Source organism: Pedobacter zeaxanthinifaciens (assembly GCF_003313335.1).
Taxonomy (GTDB): domain Bacteria; phylum Bacteroidota; class Bacteroidia; order Sphingobacteriales; family Sphingobacteriaceae; genus Pedobacter; species Pedobacter zeaxanthinifaciens.
Genome location: NZ_QMHP01000002.1, coordinates 81150 through 102284 on the forward strand (window position 1 = coordinate 81150; position 21135 = coordinate 102284).

At 37.2% G+C, this 21135-nt stretch carries 22 protein-coding genes; 10 read left to right on the forward strand and 12 right to left on the reverse strand.

Features of this window, described 5'->3' with window-relative positions; genetic code table 11:
• Nucleotides 1-5 precede the first annotated feature (5 nt).
• The 6 genes from DUT68_RS02930 to DUT68_RS02955 form a co-directional block, all read right to left on the reverse strand.
• Nucleotides 6-1322 (reverse strand): ABC1 kinase family protein, encoded by a 1317-nt coding sequence (locus tag DUT68_RS02930; RefSeq protein ID WP_113635622.1) that lies wholly within the window; start codon nucleotides 1320-1322, stop codon nucleotides 6-8.
• 16 nt (nucleotides 1323-1338) lie between these two features.
• Nucleotides 1339-1995 carry a TetR/AcrR family transcriptional regulator gene (locus tag DUT68_RS02935; protein ID WP_113635624.1) on the reverse strand — a complete coding sequence of 219 codons (657 nt, stop codon included), beginning with the start codon at nucleotides 1993-1995 and terminating at the stop codon, nucleotides 1339-1341.
• Nucleotides 1996-2498: 503 nt separating this feature from the next.
• Nucleotides 2499-4409 (reverse strand): AMP-dependent synthetase/ligase, encoded by a 1911-nt coding sequence (locus DUT68_RS02940; RefSeq protein ID WP_113635626.1) that lies wholly within the window; start codon nucleotides 4407-4409, stop codon nucleotides 2499-2501.
• 154 nt (nucleotides 4410-4563) lie between these two features.
• Nucleotides 4564-4890 (reverse strand): HesB/IscA family protein, encoded by a 327-nt coding sequence (locus DUT68_RS02945; RefSeq protein ID WP_113635628.1) that lies wholly within the window; start codon nucleotides 4888-4890, stop codon nucleotides 4564-4566.
• Nucleotides 4891-5001: 111 nt separating this feature from the next.
• The gene (gene iscU, locus DUT68_RS02950) at nucleotides 5002-5415 is read right to left on the reverse strand and encodes a Fe-S cluster assembly scaffold IscU (RefSeq protein ID WP_113635630.1); all 414 of its coding nucleotides are present in this window, start codon (nucleotides 5413-5415) and stop codon (nucleotides 5002-5004) included.
• Between the two features lie 124 nt (nucleotides 5416-5539).
• Nucleotides 5540-6751 carry an IscS subfamily cysteine desulfurase gene (locus tag DUT68_RS02955; RefSeq protein ID WP_113635633.1) on the reverse strand — a complete coding sequence of 404 codons (1212 nt, stop codon included), beginning with the start codon at nucleotides 6749-6751 and terminating at the stop codon, nucleotides 5540-5542.
• A 286-nt stretch (nucleotides 6752-7037) separates the two neighbouring features.
• On the opposite strand from DUT68_RS02955, the gene mce reads away from it, so the two are divergent.
• Together mce and DUT68_RS02965 are read left to right on the forward strand one after the other, a co-directional pair.
• Complete coding sequence (gene mce / locus DUT68_RS02960; protein ID WP_113635635.1) at nucleotides 7038-7439, forward strand: methylmalonyl-CoA epimerase; 402 nt, start codon at nucleotides 7038-7040, stop codon at nucleotides 7437-7439.
• Between the two features lie 5 nt (nucleotides 7440-7444).
• Nucleotides 7445-7723 carry a hypothetical protein gene (locus DUT68_RS02965; RefSeq protein WP_113636278.1) on the forward strand — a complete coding sequence of 93 codons (279 nt, stop codon included), beginning with the start codon at nucleotides 7445-7447 and terminating at the stop codon, nucleotides 7721-7723.
• 28 nt (nucleotides 7724-7751) lie between these two features.
• On the opposite strand, the gene DUT68_RS02970 is transcribed toward DUT68_RS02965, so the two are convergent.
• Complete coding sequence (locus DUT68_RS02970) at nucleotides 7752-7931, reverse strand: hypothetical protein (RefSeq protein WP_113635637.1); 180 nt, start codon at nucleotides 7929-7931, stop codon at nucleotides 7752-7754.
• A 346-nt stretch (nucleotides 7932-8277) separates the two neighbouring features.
• Here DUT68_RS02970 and DUT68_RS02975 point away from each other — a divergent pair, with 346 nt between their 5' ends.
• The 6 genes from DUT68_RS02975 to DUT68_RS03000 all read left to right on the forward strand — a co-directional run bounded on the left by DUT68_RS02975 (nucleotide 8278) and on the right by DUT68_RS03000 (nucleotide 13277).
• Nucleotides 8278-8526, forward strand: a complete 249-nt coding sequence (locus tag DUT68_RS02975) for a type B 50S ribosomal protein L31 (RefSeq protein ID WP_113635639.1) — start codon at nucleotides 8278-8280, stop codon at nucleotides 8524-8526.
• 71 nt (nucleotides 8527-8597) lie between these two features.
• Complete coding sequence (locus DUT68_RS02980) at nucleotides 8598-9767, forward strand: putative sugar nucleotidyl transferase (protein ID WP_113635641.1); 1170 nt, start codon at nucleotides 8598-8600, stop codon at nucleotides 9765-9767.
• Between the two features lie 92 nt (nucleotides 9768-9859).
• Nucleotides 9860-10621, forward strand: a complete 762-nt coding sequence (tpiA, locus tag DUT68_RS02985; protein ID WP_113635643.1) for a triose-phosphate isomerase — start codon at nucleotides 9860-9862, stop codon at nucleotides 10619-10621.
• Between the two features lie 68 nt (nucleotides 10622-10689).
• Nucleotides 10690-11532, forward strand: a complete 843-nt coding sequence (gene prmA / locus DUT68_RS02990; protein WP_113635645.1) for a 50S ribosomal protein L11 methyltransferase — start codon at nucleotides 10690-10692, stop codon at nucleotides 11530-11532.
• A 30-nt stretch (nucleotides 11533-11562) separates the two neighbouring features.
• On the forward strand, nucleotides 11563-12918 hold the full coding sequence (locus tag DUT68_RS02995) for a UDP-N-acetylmuramate--L-alanine ligase (protein WP_113635647.1): 1356 nt from the start codon (nucleotides 11563-11565) through the stop codon (nucleotides 12916-12918).
• 11 nt (nucleotides 12919-12929) lie between these two features.
• A complete protein-coding gene (locus DUT68_RS03000) occupies nucleotides 12930-13277 on the forward strand; it encodes a helix-turn-helix domain-containing protein (protein ID WP_237088247.1) in 348 nt (115 codons plus the stop codon).
• A 23-nt stretch (nucleotides 13278-13300) separates the two neighbouring features.
• Here DUT68_RS03000 and DUT68_RS03005 read toward each other — a convergent pair whose 3' ends face one another.
• The 4 genes from DUT68_RS03005 to DUT68_RS03020 form a co-directional block, all read right to left on the reverse strand.
• Nucleotides 13301-14419, reverse strand: a complete 1119-nt coding sequence (locus DUT68_RS03005; RefSeq protein WP_113635649.1) for a GNAT family N-acetyltransferase — start codon at nucleotides 14417-14419, stop codon at nucleotides 13301-13303.
• Between the two features lie 79 nt (nucleotides 14420-14498).
• Nucleotides 14499-14690, reverse strand: a complete 192-nt coding sequence (locus DUT68_RS03010) for a hypothetical protein (RefSeq protein ID WP_113635651.1) — start codon at nucleotides 14688-14690, stop codon at nucleotides 14499-14501.
• 424 nt (nucleotides 14691-15114) lie between these two features.
• Complete coding sequence (locus tag DUT68_RS03015) at nucleotides 15115-18048, reverse strand: sensor histidine kinase (protein WP_113635654.1); 2934 nt, start codon at nucleotides 18046-18048, stop codon at nucleotides 15115-15117.
• Between the two features lie 13 nt (nucleotides 18049-18061).
• Nucleotides 18062-18850 carry a LytR/AlgR family response regulator transcription factor gene (locus tag DUT68_RS03020; protein ID WP_113635656.1) on the reverse strand — a complete coding sequence of 263 codons (789 nt, stop codon included), beginning with the start codon at nucleotides 18848-18850 and terminating at the stop codon, nucleotides 18062-18064.
• Nucleotides 18851-18980: 130 nt separating this feature from the next.
• On the opposite strand from DUT68_RS03020, the gene DUT68_RS03025 reads away from it, so the two are divergent.
• Nucleotides 18981-19700, forward strand: coding sequence for a ferritin-like domain-containing protein (locus DUT68_RS03025; protein WP_113636282.1), 720 nt, complete (start codon nucleotides 18981-18983; stop codon nucleotides 19698-19700).
• Nucleotides 19701-19719: 19 nt separating this feature from the next.
• Complete coding sequence (locus DUT68_RS03030; RefSeq protein WP_113635658.1) at nucleotides 19720-20574, forward strand: ferritin-like domain-containing protein; 855 nt, start codon at nucleotides 19720-19722, stop codon at nucleotides 20572-20574.
• A 49-nt stretch (nucleotides 20575-20623) separates the two neighbouring features.
• Here DUT68_RS03030 and DUT68_RS03035 read toward each other — a convergent pair whose 3' ends face one another.
• Nucleotides 20624-21127 (reverse strand): hypothetical protein, encoded by a 504-nt coding sequence (locus tag DUT68_RS03035; RefSeq protein ID WP_113635660.1) that lies wholly within the window; start codon nucleotides 21125-21127, stop codon nucleotides 20624-20626.
• Nucleotides 21128-21135: the final 8 nt, after the last annotated feature.

Genomic DNA, 21135 nt, shown 5'->3' on the forward strand with positions numbered 1-21135 from the left:
CGTTGCTATTTTATAAATTGTTCGAAATTTTTAATTTTTACTCGCTTGGCACCCATATCATGCATCATATTGTACAAACCAAAAAAAGTACGGTTCATGTAAATGAAATGCTTCGATCCGCGGTTAACATTTAAATCACGGATCTCATTTATCTTCGCATATTTTTGTCCTAAAGCTGCAATTTCAGCAAAGAAAGTTTCATCAGAAAAATCGAATTCATCCATGTTGAACGGCTTGGTGAATAGCGAAAGCATTTCATGAAAAAGCTGGGTGAAAAATGATTTTTCTTTCTCCGTATCGCTATCAAGCAAAATTTCCAATTCGTAAAGCTTTCGCTCGAAAAACGAACTGTCATTTAAATTCTTTTGGTCCGCAAGCTCAAAATAGGGAATATAAAAATCGTCAGGTATCTCCTTAATACAGCCAAAATCAATTACCAAAAGCTCATTTTTTGGAGAAATTAAAAAGTTGCCTGGATGTGGGTCGGCATGCAGCTGTTTAAGTACATGCAATTGGTACATGTAAAAATCCCAAAGGGTTTGACCAAGTAAGTTTTTAGCTTCTTCGCTTTGTTTTTTGCCAGTAAATTCCGAAAAATGTATGCCCTGTAGCCAATCCATGGTCAGGATCTTTTCGCAAGAAAACTCTGCATAGTACGCTGGGAATTTAACATTGGGAAGGTGCGAGCATGCTTTTGAAAAATGCTGACTACGTTTTAACTCCAATGTGTAATCAGTTTCTTCAAACAACTTCTCTTCAACTTCTTGAAAATACTTGTCCGATCCTTCCTTTTGGATGTTGAACATCTTAATGGCAATCGGCTTCACCAATTTTAAATCAGTAGAAATACTCTCTTTCACCCCAGGATATTGGATTTTAACCGCAAGTGCTTTGCCATCTTTCGTCGCTTTATGCACCTGTCCAATACTGGCAGCATTCACAGATTCCTCAGAAAAATCATCAAAAATTTCGCTCGGGTTTTTTCCAAAATATTTACGGAAAGTTTTCTTCACCAAAGCACCTGACAGTGGCGGAACTGAAAACTGCGATAACGAAAATTTTTCTACGTAGGCAGCCGGAAGCATATTTTTTTCCATGCTCAACATTTGTGCAACCTTTAATGCCGATCCTTTAAGTTCTTTTAAGCTGTCGTAGATGTCTTCAGCGTTGTTGCGGTTTAAAGTTTCCTTTGCCTCTGCTTCATCTTTAATGATTTTATCGCCGTAATATTTCAAATAATTGATGCCTACCTTGGCTCCGGCTTTCAAAAAACTACCCGCCCGCTGTATTTTGCCAGTAGGAATGCTATCTAAAGTTTTCATGCTATAAGTTTAAGGGTTACGACATTTGGAATTTCTCTTTCCAAAGAAACTTGCCTAAATCAATAAACTTATCAATCAGTGGATTTTGAACAATATCAAATCCAGTATCTATTGATTTTTCAATATATAAATCTGTTTTTTCGAAACTAGGAGAGGTGTCTTTCTTCCAAAAATCTAGTACAGAAAGAAAGTGAAGCCACAGAACCTCTTCTCTTGATTTTTCGGTGAAGTTTTTAAGTCGCTCTGGTGCTTTCTCAAATAATTTACCTTCTTCAAAATCAAGTTCTTTAACAAAGCTGTGGTGACTAGCTTTCAATTGCTTAAGGATATGAAATTGATCTCGCAAATCGTTTTTCAGCAAAGTAAGTACTAGCGATCGGTTTAAGTTTAAATTTTCAAAAAAGATAAAGTAAAGATTAAGCAGCTGCTCTTTGGCTTGCATCAATTCAAAATTCTCTATCTGCTTTGCTAAACCTACCGACTTGTCAAAGAAATATACCAAGTAAGCTTGCTCTAACGCTTCAAAACTTGCAAAATGTTCGTAAAATTTAGATTCTGAGAATTGATGTTCCTTTGCAAAAGTGTATACATTAACGGGCTGCTTTCCATTGCTTAGCAAATAATCGCTGTACTTTTCCATTAATATTTCCTTTGTCAATTGCTGCTTTTTCATATCTTATAATTTTGTACTAATTTAACAAATGAAATAGCTTGTAAGTGTAATATTAGTGTATTATTTTACTAATTTTTGAATAGTGGAAATACTGGCTAGGGTGACGCTTGTATGCGATAACAGCCGAACGCTATGTTCCTATTTTTAATGTTCCTTAACCTTCGTTAAAATAATTTAGGTTACTGCAATTGAAAATTCCTGAGAGGTAGTTAAACATTACAAATATTGACAGCAGTCGCTATATAAGAATGAGAAAAGGAATTTGATGTTGATGGTATTTAATTGCAGTCTGCTTTAGCTGGCTGCAAAAATATGTTATACCGTGGCTTTAGCCAAAAACCGAATTCAAGTCGTTGGAGGCAAAAGAAGAAACTGTTTAGTTGGTTAGCTAAGCCAAAGCGGAATAAAAAAGTTGTTAAATTTGGCAAGGGCGTTATTCAGAGCACAGCTAAAGACCAATTTTAGCTGCGCTAAACTGCAATCTAAAAAATCGGTAAAGTTAATTATTCCACCTCCGCGTTATCCTTCGCATACATTTCTGCAATAGCAGGAGCATATTTTTTCTCCACCACTCTGCGTTTTACTTTAAGGGTAGGCGTAATTTCACCTTCTTCAATACTAAACGGATTACGTTTGATAATAAAATGTTTAATGCGCTCAAATTTTGCCAGCTCATTACTAATTTTCTTGATGTCCTGCGCTATCCAATCATTGATTTCCTTTTCATCAATAAAATCACCTTCACGTTGGAAAAACTCTTCTTTTAAATTAAAGGTTTCCTGTAAAGTTTCTTTGTTAGGGATGATGATGGCTGTGATATATTCTTTCTTATCGCCAATTAAAAATAGTTGGTCAATTTTAGGGCTTTTCAAGTAGATGTTTTCCACCGGCGTAGGGTATACATTCTTACCGTAAGCATTCACAATCATGTTTTTCAATCGGTCGGTAATTTGCAAGTTACCTTTGTAAAAACGACCAATATCACCCGTATGAAACCATTGGTCTTTATCAATAGCTTCGGCAGTTTCAGCAGGTTTATTAAAGTAACCTTTCATTACGCAATGCCCACGAACAATGATTTCGCCCTCTTCGCATTCAAAGTTTTCGTCAAAGGTATCATGAGTTTGGATATTGATAATCTGCTTCGTTTCCACGTTCTGTATGCCAATTTCAATCCCTGGAATAACACGGCCTACCGTACCATACACTTGGCGATGATATTCAGTTACCGCCATTACAGGAGAAGTTTCGGTTAAGCCAAAGCCTTCTAATATTTTAATACCTAAATTCCCGAAAAACTCGCCCACATTTTTAGGTAGTGCAGCTCCACCGGAAATCATGAATTTCAATCGTCCTCCGGTTTTTTCTTTAATTTTGCTGAATACCAACTTCTCTGCCAAAGCTTTCTTTCCACTTAAAATTAAACCAGGATTTTTACCTGCTTCTTTTTTCTCGCGATAGGCACTTCCAGTTTCAATAGCCCAGGTGAAAATTTTTGCTTTCATACCTCCTGCGGCAGTTCCAGATTTGATAGCTTTATCGTGTATACGCTCCAACAAACGCGGAACGCATGACATTACCGTCGGTCTAACTTCGCCCATATTTTTGGCTAGTAACTCCAAACTTTGTGCAAAAGCAATTTTACAACCTTGGGCGCAGCACACATGATAGGTAGCTGTACGCTCAAATACATGCGATAGTGGTAAAAATGACAGGAAAGTTTCAGTTTCGTTAATTACTGGAATTTGTTGCAAGCATACCTCTACATTTTTTACAAAGTTATAGTGGGTAAGCATTACACCTTTTGGCGTTCCTGTAGTTCCTGAAGTGTAAATCAAAGATGAAACATCGCTGGGCAATACTTCTGATCTTCTTTGTTCAATTTCAGTAATTTCTGTTGCTGATACTGGTCTGTCTAAGATCTCTTGATAGTCGATAATTTCGAAACTAGCAGTTTCAGGTATGTTGATCTTTGCGAAATCAGCAAAGGCCGGGATAATGTATTTCAGTTCCTTGCAATTATCTGCAACTTTTAAAATTTTTCTGAATAGGAAAGGGTTGCCTACCAAAATTGCCTTTATACCAGAATCATTGATAATGTAAGCTACTTCTTGCTCAGATAGGGTAGGGTAAATGGAAACGTTAATTACTCCAATTTGTTGAATCCCTTGGTCGTAGTACACATATTCAGGTGAATTTTCAATCATCAAGCCCAATCGGTCTCCCTTAACAATGCCTTTTTCCAAGAAAAATGCTGCAACTGCATCGGCTTTGTTTAAGGTTTCCTCGAAAGATATTTCTTCCCATTTGGCTCCTTTTTTATGGATCAAAAAGGTTTCTTGAGGTTGATGGATGTTTTTTACAACGTTACGTAATAGCGAAGGTACGGTAGAAAATTCGTTGAATGATACCATGTTACATTTACTTTGGTGATGTTTTGAACCGACAATGATAAGGCATTGTAATTAATAATACAAAACGAAAGAAGGATTGTTGGTAAAAAATAGAGGTTAAAACAAAAGGGCATCGATAATTTCGATGCCCTAAATAAGATTTGTATAATTTCTACTAAACCGAAAAACTTTCTCCACAACCGCAAGTACGACTTGCATTAGGGTTAATGAAGTTAAATCCCTTTCCGTTTAAGCCATCAGAAAAATCAAGCTCTGTGCCGGCTAAGTATAAAAACGACTTCATGTCAAGCGCAATTTTTACGCCCTTATCTTCAAAAAACTGATCGCCAACTTTCTCTTCGTTGTCAAAATCTAAATTGTAAGATAGGCCAGAGCAACCACCACCTTTTACTGAAACACGTAAAAAGTAATCAGCGCCTAATTGCGAATCGTGCATCAGGTCATCTATTTTGCTTTTTGCTTTATCTGTTATGGTAATCATAATATTTACGATTTTAGATTTACGATTTTAGACTTTGCATCTGCAATCGTAAGTTTTATTCATTAAAGATTTGACAAATCAACAATCGTAATTCGTCAAATCTAAAATCTCTTAGTGGTGCGATTTAGGCATTTCTAATGCTTCTAGGCCGTTTTTAACGCGATAATCGTTAATTGCAGACTTGATAGCATCTTCAGCCAATACCGAGCAGTGAATTTTTACTGGAGGTAAAGCTAATTCTTCTACTAAGTCCATATTATCGATTGCCAAAGCCTCATCAATAGACTTACCTTTTAACCATTCTGTAGCTAAAGATGAAGAAGCAATAGCTGAACCACAACCAAATGTTTTGAATTTAGCATCAGTGATTACGTTGTTGTCATCTACCTCAATCTGTAAACGCATCACGTCACCACACTCTGGCGCACCTACTAAACCTGTACCTACATTTTTAGCATCTTTATTTAATGTACCAACGTTCCTTGGGTTGGTATAATGATCAATTACTTTATCTGAATATGCCATGATATTTTAGATTTTAGATTTACGATTTTAGATTGCCTGCCATCGTAAATTGTTATGTTTTTAATTTATTTTAATGATTGCCGATTTCAAATCGTAATTCGTAAATCTACAATCGTAACTCTTCCTAGTGTTCTGCCCACTCAATTTTACTCAAGTCGATACCTTCTTTAAACATTTCCCAAAGTGGAGAAAGGTCTCTCAAATGGTTTACTGCTTTCTTGGTATTTTCAATTGCGTAGTCAACTTCTTCTTCTGTAGTAAATCTACCTAAACCAAAACGGATCGAAGAGTGTGCCAAATCATCAGAAAGGCCTAATGATTTCAATACGTAAGATGGTTCTAACGAAGCTGAAGTACAAGCAGATCCGGAAGAAACAGCCATGTCTTTCATTGCCATCATCAAACCTTCTCCCTCAACATATTTGAAAGAAATATTGGCTACGTGAGGTAAACGATGCTCTCTATTACCATTTACATAACTTTCTTCCAATTCTGTCAATGCATTTTCTAATTTATCACGCAAAGCAGATAAACGTTTTGCTTCATCTTCCATCTCCAGGCGGCAAAGTTCGCAAGCCTTACCTAAGCCAACAATTCCAGGTACGTTTAATGTTCCAGAGCGCATGCCGCGTTCGTGGCCACCGCCATCCATTTGAGCAGTTACTTTAACTCTTGGTCCTTTTCTGCGTACATATAAAGCACCTACACCTTTAGGGCCGTACATTTTGTGTGCGCTAAATGCCATTAAGTCAATGCCGTCAGTATTAACATCCACCGGAATTTTACCAACTGCTTGTGTAGCATCAGTCATGAACAAAGCACCATGTTTGTGTGCAATGGCAGAAATTTCTTTAATTGGCTGAATTACACCAATCTCATTATTTCCATACATGATCGCAACCAATATCGTTTCTGGCGTCATTGCTGCTTCAAGTTCTTGAAGGTCAATTAAACCATCTTCTTTTACATTTAGATAGGTTACTTTAGCACCCAGTTTTTCTAAATGTTTGCAAGTATCTAACACAGCTTTGTGCTCTGTAGTAGCAGTAATGATGTGATTACCTTTGTCTGCATACATTTCAAAAACACCTTTGATGGCCAAGTTGTCTGCCTCGGTAGCACCAGAAGTAAAGATGATTTCTTTCTCTGAACAGCCAATCAATTTCGAAACTTGTTCGCGGGCATAATCCACGCCTTCTTCGGCAACCCAACCAAAAGCATGGTTACGACTAGCCGCATTACCAAATTTATTGGTGAAATAAGGCATCATCGCTTCAAGCACTCTTGGATCAAGTGGTGTAGTAGCATTGTTATCTAAATAAATAGGAAGTTCCATTCTTGTATCGTTTTTTAAAAATTTAGCTGAACACTTAAAGTAGAAGCTCAAAGCTGCATATTTTGTTGAGCTTTAAGCCATAAGCTTTAAGGCTTCGGCTTTTAACACTACAAAGATACAAAAAAACTTTCCTAACAATTATAATTTATACCTATGAACCTATAGATAAAACCTGCATTTTTACATTCTGTTAACGAGAACAGTTGTATGGTTGTTGTTTGATGTTTTGCGCTGAGCAACGACTATCACTTCCGACCTCGAACAGCTGACTTTCAGACTAAAGAACATGAACAAAATAGAGCACATTGGCATAGCTGTGGCTGATTTGGGCAAGGCCATCTCCCTATACGAACAATTGTTGGGTACGAATTGCTATAAAACGGAAACTGTAGCCAGCGAAAGCGTTGATACCGCTTTTTTCAAAACCGGTGAAAACAAAATTGAACTGTTATCAAGTACTTCTGAAGATAGTGCTATTGCCAAGTTCATTGCTAAAAAAGGAGAGGGCATACACCATATTGCTTTTGATGTAGATGATATTTATGCCGAGATGGATAGATTAAGGAAAGAGGGCTTTGTACTGTTGAACGAAACGCCTAAAAATGGAGCAGATAACAAACTGATTTGTTTTGTGCATCCAAAAAATACACATGGCGTTTTGATAGAACTTTGTCAGGAAATTAAATGAGCGGAATGTCGTTGAGTAAAATGGTGGGCAAAGATTTTGAACTGCCAGAAAATATGAGCGAGGAACATTTGCGAGATGTTTTGATCAAAGCTTTTGAGTATTTGGTAGAGGATGATTTTCCTAAATTGGTACAAATTCTTTATCGTGCCGATGTAGACCAAGATAAGTTGAAGCAGCTTTTAGAAAGTGCAGAAAATGCCAGTGCCGGCCAGGTAATTGCCGATGCGTACCTTGCACGACAGAAAGCAAAGCTGGAGATTTGGAACAAATATTCGAAGGCTTAACCTCTTGGTGACTTCGTGTTTTTATGTGCTAATCGTTAAGTAAATCGCGATTAAATTCATACACATTTCCCTCTTTATAGCTTTCCGAACTGCTGCTTTCTACTTTGCCAGAAATGAAATCGCTTTTAGAAGCATCTTCTACTTTAATAGTTATTTTTTGATTGCCGATATTGAGTGTGATTAGTTCACCCGCTGTTACTTTTGCCATATTTTTTTTTAAGATATAATGCAATTTGCGTTCAATTTGTTTTGTGAAAATTACATTCAGCTTATCTCAATTTTCATTTAGTTTTCAAGTATGATGACGCTGGTGGAAAAATTTTTGTGTTATGCGTTTGTAAGGAAAACCAGCTGATTTGCATTCGTTCACTTGCTTTTAATCCGAAACTTTACAATTTTTAAATAAAATTACATCGCACTTGCTAGTATCAAAAATTATCTTGATATTTGCACCTCTAAAATTATAGAGTTAAAGATTTATAGAAGCATCCATCAACATTTTTGCCAGCAAATTGCAACAATGAGGTTGAGGTTTCAAACAAAAAATAAAGAAAATGAAAAAAGATTTGCATCCATCAAGCTACAGATTTGTTGTATTTAAAGATATGTCTAACGACTATTCTTTCTTAACTAAATCTTGTGTTGACACGAAAGAAACGATTAAATGGGAAGATGGTAATGAGTACCCTCTTTACAAATTAGAGATTTCTCACACTTCACACCCGTTTTATACTGGTAAAATGAAGTTAGTAGATACAGCTGGTCGTATCGATAAATTCAAAAACCGTTACGCTAAAAAATAATTTTAGCTTAAAACATATTTTTTTCAAAGTCCCGGGCTTAAGCTTCGGGACTTTTTTTATTTTTGTTGCTTATGGCAATCAATCTATTTGATGACAAATCGTGGTTTACACTTAGGCCACTTACTTTTACCAGACCGGTAGCTGACTTAAGGTTGGGCATTTTAACCATTGCTGAAAAATGGTCGCACCACCTACAAACTGATTTTGGTTTTCATACGCAAGCTTACCTGCAAACAAAATTTAAAGCGAAGGATGCCACACTTTTAATTAATGGCTCCGTTTGCCCAGATGAGGAACTGATAGAAGCAGTTACAGCGTTACATGAAGGACAGGTTTTGCATGCCGCAGATATTGTAATTGCTTACCGCGGAAATGGTATCAACGACTATCATGAAGCTTTGTCCAAGTTGGAAAGAGTGGCATACCTTTCTGGGTTTGTGAAAATAGATTATCCAGAGCAGATTTTTGGCTGCAATGATGTGGAACTTAAAAAGGATTTCGCATTGCTTACCAAAAATCGGACGTCGGCTAAATTAAGCAATACCAATACTATTTTAGGCGATCATATTTTTGTGGAGGAAGGTGCCGTTGCAGAGTGCAGTACTTTTAATACGTTGCAAGGTCCGGTTTACTTGGGCAAAAATAGTGAGGTTTGGGAAGGCTGCCACATTCGAGGATCCTTTGCGCTTTGCCACGATTCGCAGGTGAAAATGGGGGCTAAAATTTATGGAAAAACTACCATAGGGCCATTTAGTAGGGTTGGAGGCGAAATTAATAACGCGGTGATTTGGGGCTATTCTTCAAAAGGTCACGAAGGTTATTTGGGTAATGCCGTAATGGGACAGTGGTGTAACATAGGTGCCGATAGCAATAATTCTAACCTTAAAAATAATTATGCCGAAGTAAGGTTGTGGGATTATGAAAAAGAGAGCTTTAGGAAAACGGGATTGCAATTTTGTGGGTTAATTTTGGCCGATCATGCTAAATGTGCGATCAACACCATGTTTAACACCGGTACGGTTGTAGGCGTAAGTGCTAATGTTTTTGGCGCTGGTTTTCCTCGTAACTTTGTACCAGATTTTGCGTGGGGAGGTGCCCACGGATTTGACATCTATACGCTCGATAAAATGCTACAGACAGCGGCTTTGGTTTACGAACGCCGAAATACCAAGCTTGATGAGGTGGAAAGGGATATCATTGCACATATTTTTGAGACCACTAAACCATACAGGCACTTTTAACGAAGGTTGAAAAAGTTGAAAAGTTTAAAGGTTCTTTTCCAACATTCCAACTTCAAACTTTATAACATTCCAACATAAAACCAAAATAGAAAATGAGAAAAAAAATAGTTGCAGGAAACTGGAAAATGAACAACGATTACAATGAAGGAGTATCATTGTTTTCGGAAATTGTAAACATGGTGAGAGATGAGAAAAAAGGCGATCAAATTGCTGTAATCTGTGCGCCATATATTCATTTGAACAGTTTGGCTCAATTGTCGGCTGGCGTTGTTAAGATAGGTGCACAAAACTGTCACCAAAATGAAAGCGGTGCCTATACAGGCGAGATTTCTGCAAAGATGATCAAATCCACTGGCTCTGACTACGTTATTATCGGTCACTCGGAGCGCCGACAATATTTCGCAGAAAGTAATCAGTTATTGGCAGAGAAAACCAAAGCTGCTTTGGCTAATAACTTAACTCCAATTTTTTGTATCGGCGAAACTTTGGATGAAAGAAATAACGGTAGCTATTTTAACATCATTGAAACGCAATTGGAAGAAGGTGTTTTTGATTTAAGTGCAGAAGATTTTGGAAAAGTGGTGCTAGCGTATGAGCCAGTTTGGGCAATTGGTACCGGTTTAACCGCTACGCCAGAGCAAGCGCAGGACATCCATGCTTTTATCCGCTCAAAAATTGAGGCTAAATATGGCATGAACGTAGCTGATGACACCACCATTTTATATGGCGGAAGTTGCAACGCTAAAAATGCACCGGAGCTTTTTGCTCAAGCGGATATTGATGGCGGCTTAATTGGTGGTGCATCGTTGAAATCTCGTGATTTTACGGACATCATTAAAGCATTAAATTCTTAAAATAATTTTAGTTACGTAAGGTATACGGGCAAATCAATGGCGCTTGTATACCTTATTTTATTTTTAATATGGACTATCTTAAAGTAAGTTTTGCCTTCGGTGAAATTGAAGAATACCAGAAAGATTTATTAATTGCCGATTTGGCAGAGATAGATTTTGAAACTTTTGACGACACCGACAATGGTTTTGATGCATTTGTGCAAAAAGACAGTTTTGAAGAAGAGAAACTTCAAGCTGTTTTGGCACAGCACAATGAACTTGCTACACGCTACGAGGTGGAGGAAATTGTAACCGAAAACTGGAACAAGGAGTGGGAAAGCAACTTTAGTCCCTTAATTATTAGTGATAATTGCTATGTTAGGGCAACTTTCCACGAAGCACAGCCTCAATATCAATTTGAAATAGTGATTGATCCAAAAATGTCTTTCGGTACCGGGCATCATCAAACTACTACCATGATGATGCAATATATTTTGGAAACTAATTTTGAAGGTACAGACGTACTTGATATGGGTGCAGGCACCGCAATTTTAGGAATTTTAGCAGCGAAAAGAGGCGCTAAAAACATCGTAGCAATTGACTATGACGAGGTTTGCTACGAAAGTGCTATAGAAAATGCTAAACTGAACGAAGTGCACAATCTCGTATCATTGCACGGCAGCAAGGAAGTAATTCCTCAGCAAAAGTTTGATGTGATTTTGGCCAACATCAACAGAAATATTCTACTGGATCAAATTGAAAGTTATGCTTCAGTATTAAAAAATGGTGGCTATATTTTCTTCAGCGGGTTTTATGAAACACCAGATTTGGAAATGATTCAATCGCACTGCGAAAAGTTTGGACTCCAATATCAAAACCATAAAAAAATAGATAATTGGGTAGCCGCTAAATTTATGAAAACAGAAAATTAGCTCATTGGCTAATTGGATAATTTGCTAATTATGAGAGTTCATTTGATTGCCGTAGGCGGCGCAGCAATGCATAATCTAGCCATTGCATTACATCAAAAAGGTTTTAATGTTACTGGTTCTGATGATGTGATTTACGAACCATCTAAGAGCCGTTTGGCGAAATATGGGCTTTTGCCTGTGGAAATGGGTTGGGATGAGGATAGGATTACCTCGGATATCGATGTGATTATTTTAGGTATGCATGCTCGTGTAGATAATCCGGAGTTGATTAAGGCGCAAGAGCTAGAGTTAAAAATCTACTCTTATCCAGCGTATATTTATGAGCAATCTAAAGAAAAAATCAGGGTAGTAATTGGCGGAAGTCATGGTAAAACCACCATCACATCCATGATTTTGCATGTGCTCAATTATCATCAAAAGGAGTTTGACTATTTGGTAGGGGCGCAACTTGCTGGCTTTGAAACCATGGTTAAGTTGACAGATACCGCACCGATTATGGTGATTGAAGGCGATGAGTATCTAGCTTCTCCAATTGATAGAAGACCTAAGTTCCACCTCTATCAAGCCAATATCGCTGTAATTAGTGGTATTGCCTGGGACCATATCAATGTTTTTCCGACTTTTGAAAATTATATAGCGCAGTTTAGTAAATTCATCGATACCATTACTCCAAAAGGCAAATTGATTTATTGCGAATTGGATGAAGACTTGAAAAAAACTGTAGCACAATCAACAGCTGATGTGGTTAAAATTCCTTATGGTGTACCCGAACATGAAGTTGTTAATGGCATTACTTATTTATTGCCTCAGCATGTGGCTTTGAATGTTTTCGGCGACCATAACCTGATGAACCTGAATGCTGCTAAAAATGTATGTGCTCAGTTGGGTATAAACGAAGATGTTTTTAATGCTGCAATTAGTTCTTTTGCAGGTGCCGCAAAGCGATTAGAGTTGATTAGTGCAAAGGATCAAACCAACGTGTACAAAGATTTTGCTCACTCACCGTCAAAACTGAAAGCTACTATTAAGGCGGTAAAATCTCAATTCACAGACAGAAAACTAGTGGCTTTTATGGAATTGCATACATTCAGCAGTTTAAATAAGGACTTTTTAAAAGAGTATAAAGGATGTATGAACGATGCCGATATTGCCATTGTTTATATTGATGCAAAAACCTTTGAACAAAAGAAGATGCAGCCATTGACTGAGCAGGATATTAAACAGGCTTTTGAAGACGATCGGTTACTGTATTTTGATAATCAGCAAGAGTTGTTGGCCTACCTCACAGGTTTAAATTATCAGCAAACTAATTTATTGATGATGAGTTCTGGTACTTACGCAGGACTTGATTTACATCAGTTAGCCAACCAGTTAAAAACAAAATAAAGTAGAGAAAATTGGCCAATCAGAAATTAATCATATCCGTAGGGGAGAACATTAAGCAGTTGCGGTTGGCCAAATCGAAAGGACAAACTGAGGTAGCTGGTGCTTTGGGGATTTCCGTTGCGGCACTGTCTAAAATAGAAAATGGACAGACAGATATCAATATCTCCCGTTTAGCCCAAATTGCCAAATATTTTGATGTCGCTATCAACACCGTTATTTCTAGGCAAGAAACATCTTCACTATCTCAGGAGGTAGTTGAGGAAATAGCTGAGTTAAAAAAGCAATTGACTGAACGGGAAGCTGAAGTGATGAAATTGCAGAAAAAAGTAATTGATTTATACGATAAATTGGGACTTTAGCTAGCTTTTTAAAGTGAACGTAGTTATAGCATTTTTCTTAAGGTTAAATGTTTCTTGGCAAATTTGGCACCTGTAGCTTCGTGTATCGCCAACATTTTATCATTAAAATCGCCTACCCAGGATAGTTCTAGTTCAGTATATTGGTTTTTTGGGAGTACATACTCTCCGAGTTTAATAAATAAGGCCGATTCTAAACCATGTTTCTGGTAGGCTTGCTTAGTGCCCATTACTATTGCTCGCATCCGTTTTACGCCCCTCCATCGTCTATAAGCAAATTTAAGCTTTTGCAACAAACCTAGTTTTCCATTAAAGCCAGTAATCATTTGATTTGCATCCGGAATTAGCACTATAAATGAAGCAGGCTCATTGTCGATGTACGCAAACCAGATCAAGTTTTCGTCCATAATTACCTCCATTTGTTTGAAACTCTCTTGCAATGTTTCTTTTTTTATAGGAACAAAATTTTCGAAATCTTTCCAGCCGTCATTATAGATTTCCATTAAATCATTAATGTATTTTTCGGCTTTGCTTTTCTCGAAGTGTTTGAAAGTGTAACCAGGTTTTGCTGCAACCCAATTGGCAATTTTGGTAAATCTTGCAGGAAATGGAATGGTCAAATCGATGATATTGGTAATTTGTTCGTAAGCCGTTTCGAATCCGTAGGTTTTAAATAAATTATGGTAGTAAGGCAAATGATAATTCATACCGTAGGATGCAGGGATAAAGCCTTCCACTAACAAACCCCAAAAACTATCGTTCTCACCAAAATTGATGGGGCCTTCCATAGCTTTCATGCCCCTTTCGCTTAACCATTGTTTAGCCGTTTCAAACAGCAGGTTAGCAGCCTTTTGATCATTGATACATTCGAAAAAGCCAACTCCACCGGTTGCAACTTCATAGCCATAAGCCTTCTTTTCGTTTACGAATGCAGCTATCCTGCCGATGGTTTTATTTTTATCGTCAACTAAAATCCATCTAACGCATTGTCCATGTTTGAAAAACGGATTATGTTTAGTGTCAAAAACCTTTTCTACATCTTGGTCAAGCGGCCTAATATATGCTTTATCTGCTCTGTAGAGCTTCTCTACGATGTTAAGGAATTTCTGTTGCGCTTGCTTGTTGTTAACTAATACGGCTTTCATGTGGGGCTAAAATAACAAAAAGCCCCGATAAATTAGGGGCTTTTGCATTTAGTATTCTTTTTATGAGTTTGCTATCTAATTAATAGTCGTCATCATCATCGTCGAAACTGTCAAAGGTATCAATGTCGTCAAGAGGCATGTCAAAATCATCTTCATCCTCATCTACGTTTTTCTCATCTTGGATATCATCCAATTCCTCGTCCATTTCCTCTTTCTTAGAATTTGGCTTGCCTGTTGGCTTGTTTTGAATAGGTTTCTTTGGCGTTTTCATTACACAAAAAATTGTTAAAGTTCCGAAAGTTAAATGCTCTAAATAAAGTTACAAAAATGTTTTCTGAAATAGAAAATAGTTGTGTTTGTTTATTTTTATAATGGCCCAAAAATAGAATAAAAACCACTTTTTGAAAACTTTTTTTGATTTTTTTAGGCTCGAAAATCGCCTCGTGATAAGCCCTTGGTTATAAACTAAAAAAGCGTCCTAATTACGAAAATCGGGACGCTTTTAACACACAAATGAAACCTGAATTGAGATATGATTTTAGGTTAGGTTAAAAAATATCTTTGTCAATCCTATAAGAACGCTCTCAGAACAAACAATTAATGTTTGCTTAATTTCTTATAACAAGTTTAATACAAAAAACACGAACTTACATGCTTATTTAGTGAGTGGTAGTAAAATTTGAGTGAACGGTATTTTAGGCGTTCAAAGGTAGTTCTAAGGTCACTGTTGTGCCTGTTTTTCCGTTCTGTTTAATGTCAAGGTGTATAGGTTTTGCTTCAATTTTATTCAGTAGGTTAATTCGTTCCTTAGTTAAATCCATTCCTTTACTATTATGGCCTTGCTTTTTCTCAGCTAAGGAGTTGTCTATTCCAACGCCATCATCAGTAATACTAATTAGCAATGTGTCTTTTGCCGTAGCTTTGATTTCGAGGCTGATATTGCCACCTTCTTCTTTAGGCATAATGCCATGCCAAATGGCATTTTCAATGTAGGGCTGCAATAACATCGAAGGAATTAAGGTTTCCTCTTTGTCAATGTCATCAGCTACTGTTATTTTAAATTGTAATTTCTCTCCAAATCGGTTTTTTTCGAGTGTTAAATATAGCTGCAGATAGTTTAGTTCTTCTTCCAATGAAATGTAGCTTTGCGTACATATTTCCAAGTTCTTTCTAATCAGCTTTGCAAAACCAGTAAGGATTTTATTGGCGGAGGCGGTATTTTTTGTGTTAATGAAATGTTGGATAGAATTCATTACGTTGAATACAAAATGCGGGTTCATCATGGCCTGTAATGCCTGCTGTTCTAACATTAAAATCCTGTTTTTAAGCAGTAGCTTTTCTTGCTCCTTATTTTTTTGTCGCTTGGTAATGTTAACACTGCTGATATAAATAAGGTATGCTCCAAGTAATAGGGCTGTGGCAATAAACCACCACGATTGATAAAACCTTTTTTCTAGGTTTAGTTTGATTTTTGCAGGTTTGCTCCAAGTACTGTTTTGGCTTTTTGCACTCACCTCAAAAATATATTGTCCAGGTTCTAAAGACGAAAGTTCGACTCTGCGATTTTTAGTTTCGATCCAAGATTGATTGCCCTTTAATCGGTATCGGTAAGTGATATTCCTGTTTTTAAAGTCAACGGCAGCATAATTAATGGTAATACTGAGATCTTTTGTTGGAATACTGAAACTGTTTTGTGTTAAATTTAACGCAACTTTATTATTCACTACCGAAGTAATGTAAATATTTGGAGCTTCGGTTTGTTGTAAAGTGTGATTGTATTTAAAATAAACTAAGCCGTTGTTAGTGGCAAAATAGGCAGTGTCTTTATCAATGTATAAGTCGTTCAAATCGTCGGAAAAAATGCCATTTAAATCGTCAAATGCACTTACCTGTGCTTTTTTTTGTTTAAAAGAAATGCGGTTAATACCCGTGTTGCTAATGGCCCACAAATAACCATCGCGTACGAAAAGTTTGTTGATGATATTGCTGCTAAGGCCTTTGGTGTGATTGAGCAGGTGGGTAATTTTCCCGTCTTTTAAAATAACGATGCCATAACCATCCGTAGCCATTGCTATACTGCCGTCGGCAAGTTGTCTAATGTCGTTAATTCGCTTAGAAAGGATATTGTACTTCTCGTAATGTTTGTTGAGCTTATTGTGGTTAAATTCCGATAATCCACTAATGTTTGAAAACCACAAGTTTTGATCTTTATCGTAAAACACCCGATAAGATCTGTCTTTAAAAAAATCTCTTTGTTCCTTATACTTAAAAGCTGAAAATTCTAACTTGTTCCTATCGTTGATAATTACTACCCCCGAGGAAAGCGATAAAGTAAGTTTGGTAGTTGAGTCGATGGTGAAATTTTTAATCACAAATACATTATCGTTCAATTCCCTTAAAAACTTAAAGCTGTTGGATTGAGGATAATTGGAATTAACAGAGCCCAGTCCAAGGTCGGAGGCGAAAAAAATGCGATTATTCAAATCGTCTCTAACCAATTGTTTGATCACTGCAAACTTATTGGCATCAGGAAGTTGAATGGTATTAATTTTCTTCGTAGCAATAAATAAAATATTAATGGTGCCATCACTACTTCCTAGCCATAAACGATTGCTTTTATCTTTAATGATACTTTTAACCATTGGCTTTTCCAATCCATTGACTTTTCCAAAAGTATACAGTTGATCTTTGAGTTGGGGAAGTTTATAGATGCCATTTTTGGTAGTAAACCACAGGTTGCCCTGGTTGTCGCGTATAGTTTGGTTAATGCCAACATTGGCTAAAAATCGCTTATTGTTTTGATCATCGATATCAATTCCGAAAACACCATTTTCATTGCCCAGCCACAAACGTTTTTCTCCCAAAAAAATATAACCCAAATCAGAATTGATGAGCTGTTTGTTTAATTTTAAGACCGTTGTCTGTGTACCATTTTTAAGCAATTGCAAACCTTCTTCATTCAAAAAATAAATGGCATCCTGTTGCTTGTTAATTGCTTTGTAGGATAGCGGGAAAAAGCTATTGGAAGTTTTTACAAAGTTGCCGTTTGCCAAAACAAAGTTTGCAGATTTGTTGATCGCTCTAATTTTGCCTTTTTCATCTTCGTAAATGAAAGCATTCTGAAATTTATATTGGCTGTTATTTGATAAGAATTTTTTGGTTTGTTTGCCGTCCCACGAACCGATGATGTTATTGTTGGTGCCGAACCACAAATTTCCTTTACTATCCTCCAAAAAAGAAACTACAACACCATTAAAATTAAGTTCTTTTAAAGCTGCGTCATTGCTTTCGTTGTGTATTTTGCCATCCAAAAAATAACTGAGCTGGCCATTTAGCGCCATAAACCAAAGCCTTCCCTTGCTGTCTTCCCTAATTTGTAATACTTGGTTATCAGGTAATCCGTCATCTACCGAAAAATTTTCAAACACCGAACCATCAAATCTGCTTACGCCTGCATCGGTAGCAACCCAAATGAAACCTTTTTTATCCTGTAACGTATAAAAACAATTATTGCTGGGTAAGCCATCTTTAGTAGTATAATGTGGTAAAAATACAGTTTGAGCCAAGCTTTTAGAAGCAATCAGCAGCAGTAAATAAAAACAATAACTCAGTATTTTAATGGTTTTCATTGTGCTCAAGGCCTTATGGTTTTTCGTTTTGCGAAACGGCGTACAGCTTTAGTTTGTCAAAAAAATCACTTGCCCGCCTTCTTGATACCGCAATACGCTCATCATTAACCAATAACAATAACAAACCGTTTTTATTGCTGTACTCTTTTACGTATTTAAGGTTAACAATACTCGATTTATGTACCCGTACAAACCGGTCTTCAGGTAAAATTTCCTCATAGTCTTTCAGCACTTTCGAAACGGTGGCTTTTTCTCTATTTTTTAAATGGAAGATGGAATAATTACTATCAGCTTCAATATGGATAATGTCATCAACCTCAACTACACGGTAACCCTGTCCAATAGGTAAAGTTAACCTGTTAATGCCTTTTTGTTCTTTTAAATCAGTTTCGAGATTTTTTAAGCTGCTATTTTTAATTAGCGCATTGGTTTTAAGGAGATGGTGTTTAGCCGCTTTTTCTACCGCTTCGATAAGTTCATCGATATCAATTGGTTTAAGTAGGTAATCGATGGCGTTAGCTTTAATTGCCTTTAATGCATATTGATCATAAGCGGTAGTAAATACCACCGTAGCGTTGGCTTCCTGCACCTGCGGAATTAAAGAAAAGCCATTTTCACCTGGCATGGCAATATCCAAAAAAATAAGGTCAATTTCATATTGCTGCAACAGCGTACGTGCCTCGCTAACTGATTTTGCAATACCACAAATGTTTACCTGCGGGCAGTTTTCTTGCAATAAAAAGTAAAGTGATGAGCGGGCAAATTCCTCATCGTCAACAATAATGGTATTTAGTGTAGCCATGCTTTAGTTTGGCTCAATTTATCAAAAATGTAGGTAAATCGAAAAAAAAGTATCGGTACTGAAATCCGTATCGCAATAATTACCGTAAATGACTTCAAACAACCTTTTCATTCAAATTAAAACTTGCATTATGGAAAATTTAAATGTGAACAAATCATCCTCTGCCAATGAAGCTGATGTTTTTCCGGGTAAATTGCAACGACGAGCTTTTTTACAATATGCCGGAGCCTCAGCTGCGGCGCTAGCCCTTACCACCGCTGGATGTAAAAAAGACAGATCGCCAATACTATCTTTTGGCGCAACGCTGGATTTTAAAGACGATTTCGGCGTGTTGAACTATGCCTATGCACTAGAGCAGTTAGAAGCGGCTTTCTACACACAAGTTGCTGCAAATCCGCCAGCAAACTTTACTACCGCTCAAAGAAATTACTTTCAAGATGTGCAGTATCATGAAATTGCACACCGCGAATTTTTTAAGAAAGCCTTAGGTACTGCTGCAATTGGAAGTTTGGAAGTGGATTTTTCGTCCATTAATTTCAGTGACGGCGCAAGCGTATTAGCTGCCGCAAAAACTTTCGAAGATTTAGGTGTAGCTGCCTACAACGGTGCAGGAGTGAGGTTAAAAACTGATGCCTACTTGGTAATCGCTGGTCAAATTGTATCTGTAGAAGCACGTCATGCTGCCTGGGTACGTGATCAAATTAGCAACGGTAGCTTCTCTGATCTTAATGATCTTACCGCACTTGGCGCCAACGTAGCAGGCGGTTTAGATGGTGCATTAACACCAGATAAGGTATTAAACGCTGCTAGTAAATTCATCAAAACTAAAATTAACGTGATTAATCTTTAATCTTTAAAACCTAGAAATTATGAATATCTTAAACATATTAGACGAGATTGAGAAAGTTGATGGTGAGATTTACGAGCGCATTAGTCCACGTAGAAAAGCAATGCAGGATTTTTTCCAAGTAGGTAAAAAAATCTCATTGGCAGCATTACCTTTAGCTTTAGGTTCGTTATTTAACAAAGCCTACGGACAAACCACTCCTTCTACAGTTAACGATGTGCTTAACTTTGCACTAACTTTAGAGTATTTGGAATATCATTTTTATAACCATGCTTTGGTAGCAACGCCTAACTTGGTTCCTGCAGGTGCGCCAAATGGTGCCATAACTACTATCAGGAACCACGAAAAAGCACACGTAGATTTATTGAAAGGTGCTTTGGGTGCTAACGCAAGAACGGAGTTGGTTTACGATAACTTCGATTTTACCGCAGGCGGTACTTTTGGTACAGTATATTCAGACTATGTAACTTTCCTAAAAGTGGCTACCGCTTTTGAAGATACAGGTGTTAGAGCTTACAAAGGACAAGCGCCAGCGCTAAAAGGAAATGCTGTATTAACCACTGCACTTCAAATCCACTCCGTAGAGGCTCGCCATGCATCGCACTTGCGCCAAATGTTGGCAGCTAACGGTGCAACAGGTTTGAAACCTTGGATTAGCTTAGGCGCCGGTGGCGTTTCTAACGATACAGGTATTGCTGCGGTAGATCCGGTATATGCTCGTGAAAACAACACGGTGCAGGCCAACATTGAAATTACTGCAATTAACGGTACAGCAGTAACTAGAGCGGCAGCAGCAGAATCATTTGATGAATTTTTAACTAAGGCGGAAGTGGTTACCATAGCCAACCTTTTCCTAAAACCTGGTTTCAAATTGTAGTTTGTAGTTTAAATGGTGTTCGGGCGGGTGTAAAACTTGCCCGAACTTTTTATTTAGAAATTTTAAAGCTCTGCAAAAACAGCTCCTTATTAGCGCTTTCTTGTCCATTAGGTAAAGCGCATGACAGGCTGTAATAAATGCCGTCAACAAAAATGATGTTCATAAAAATAGATTTTTGTTGCGTTTCGCTTTTCCCTTCTGTTTGGTAGCTTACATAATTTTTATGCTGCTTAATTTTAATTTCCGAAAGCTCATATTGAGGTAACGTAGTTTGTAAACTGTTTAAAAATTCGTTAGCAAACTCATTCGTAGTCACAAGTTTAGTAAATGCTCTTTCTTCAATTTTTAAATTTTGCGCAATAAAACTGTAGGTGGCGGTATAAATTGCATTGGTGCTATCTTTTAAAGCAAAAGTAGTTCCGGCCGTTTTAGTTGGTGCTGATGGAAAGTTGACGGTAAACTTTTTAGTTAGTTTTTGTGCATGCCATTTCTTTTGTGCAAAGGCAAAACTACTCACTAATAGTAACACGCAAGCTAACGCAACTTTTCTCATTTTCAATT

Excerpts from the sequence above, each read along its gene's own strand:
- DUT68_RS02930 (WP_113635622.1), bottom strand. The coding sequence starts at position 1,322 with ATGAAAACTTTAGATAGCATTCCTACTGGCAAAATACAGCGGGCGGGT.
- DUT68_RS02935 (WP_113635624.1), bottom strand. The coding sequence starts at position 1,995 with ATGAAAAAGCAGCAATTGACAAAGGAAATATTAATGGAAAAGTACAGC.
- DUT68_RS02940 (WP_113635626.1), bottom strand. The coding sequence starts at position 4,409 with ATGGTATCATTCAACGAATTTTCTACCGTACCTTCGCTATTACGTAAC.
- DUT68_RS02945 (WP_113635628.1), bottom strand. The coding sequence starts at position 4,890 with ATGATTACCATAACAGATAAAGCAAAAAGCAAAATAGATGACCTGATG.
- iscU (WP_113635630.1), bottom strand. The coding sequence starts at position 5,415 with ATGGCATATTCAGATAAAGTAATTGATCATTATACCAACCCAAGGAAC.
- DUT68_RS02955 (WP_113635633.1), bottom strand. The coding sequence starts at position 6,751 with ATGGAACTTCCTATTTATTTAGATAACAATGCTACTACACCACTTGAT.
- mce (WP_113635635.1), top strand. The coding sequence starts at position 7,038 with ATGAACAAAATAGAGCACATTGGCATAGCTGTGGCTGATTTGGGCAAG.
- DUT68_RS02965 (WP_113636278.1), top strand. The coding sequence starts at position 7,445 with ATGTCGTTGAGTAAAATGGTGGGCAAAGATTTTGAACTGCCAGAAAAT.
- DUT68_RS02970 (WP_113635637.1), bottom strand. The coding sequence starts at position 7,931 with ATGGCAAAAGTAACAGCGGGTGAACTAATCACACTCAATATCGGCAAT.
- DUT68_RS02975 (WP_113635639.1), top strand. The coding sequence starts at position 8,278 with ATGAAAAAAGATTTGCATCCATCAAGCTACAGATTTGTTGTATTTAAA.
- DUT68_RS02980 (WP_113635641.1), top strand. The coding sequence starts at position 8,598 with ATGGCAATCAATCTATTTGATGACAAATCGTGGTTTACACTTAGGCCA.
- tpiA (WP_113635643.1), top strand. The coding sequence starts at position 9,860 with ATGAGAAAAAAAATAGTTGCAGGAAACTGGAAAATGAACAACGATTAC.
- prmA (WP_113635645.1), top strand. The coding sequence starts at position 10,690 with ATGGACTATCTTAAAGTAAGTTTTGCCTTCGGTGAAATTGAAGAATAC.
- DUT68_RS02995 (WP_113635647.1), top strand. The coding sequence starts at position 11,563 with ATGAGAGTTCATTTGATTGCCGTAGGCGGCGCAGCAATGCATAATCTA.
- DUT68_RS03005 (WP_113635649.1), bottom strand. The coding sequence starts at position 14,419 with ATGAAAGCCGTATTAGTTAACAACAAGCAAGCGCAACAGAAATTCCTT.
- DUT68_RS03010 (WP_113635651.1), bottom strand. The coding sequence starts at position 14,690 with ATGAAAACGCCAAAGAAACCTATTCAAAACAAGCCAACAGGCAAGCCA.
- DUT68_RS03015 (WP_113635654.1), bottom strand. The coding sequence starts at position 18,048 with ATGAAAACCATTAAAATACTGAGTTATTGTTTTTATTTACTGCTGCTG.
- DUT68_RS03020 (WP_113635656.1), bottom strand. The coding sequence starts at position 18,850 with ATGGCTACACTAAATACCATTATTGTTGACGATGAGGAATTTGCCCGC.
- DUT68_RS03025 (WP_113636282.1), top strand. The coding sequence starts at position 18,981 with ATGGAAAATTTAAATGTGAACAAATCATCCTCTGCCAATGAAGCTGAT.
- DUT68_RS03030 (WP_113635658.1), top strand. The coding sequence starts at position 19,720 with ATGAATATCTTAAACATATTAGACGAGATTGAGAAAGTTGATGGTGAG.
- DUT68_RS03035 (WP_113635660.1), bottom strand. The coding sequence starts at position 21,127 with ATGAGAAAAGTTGCGTTAGCTTGCGTGTTACTATTAGTGAGTAGTTTT.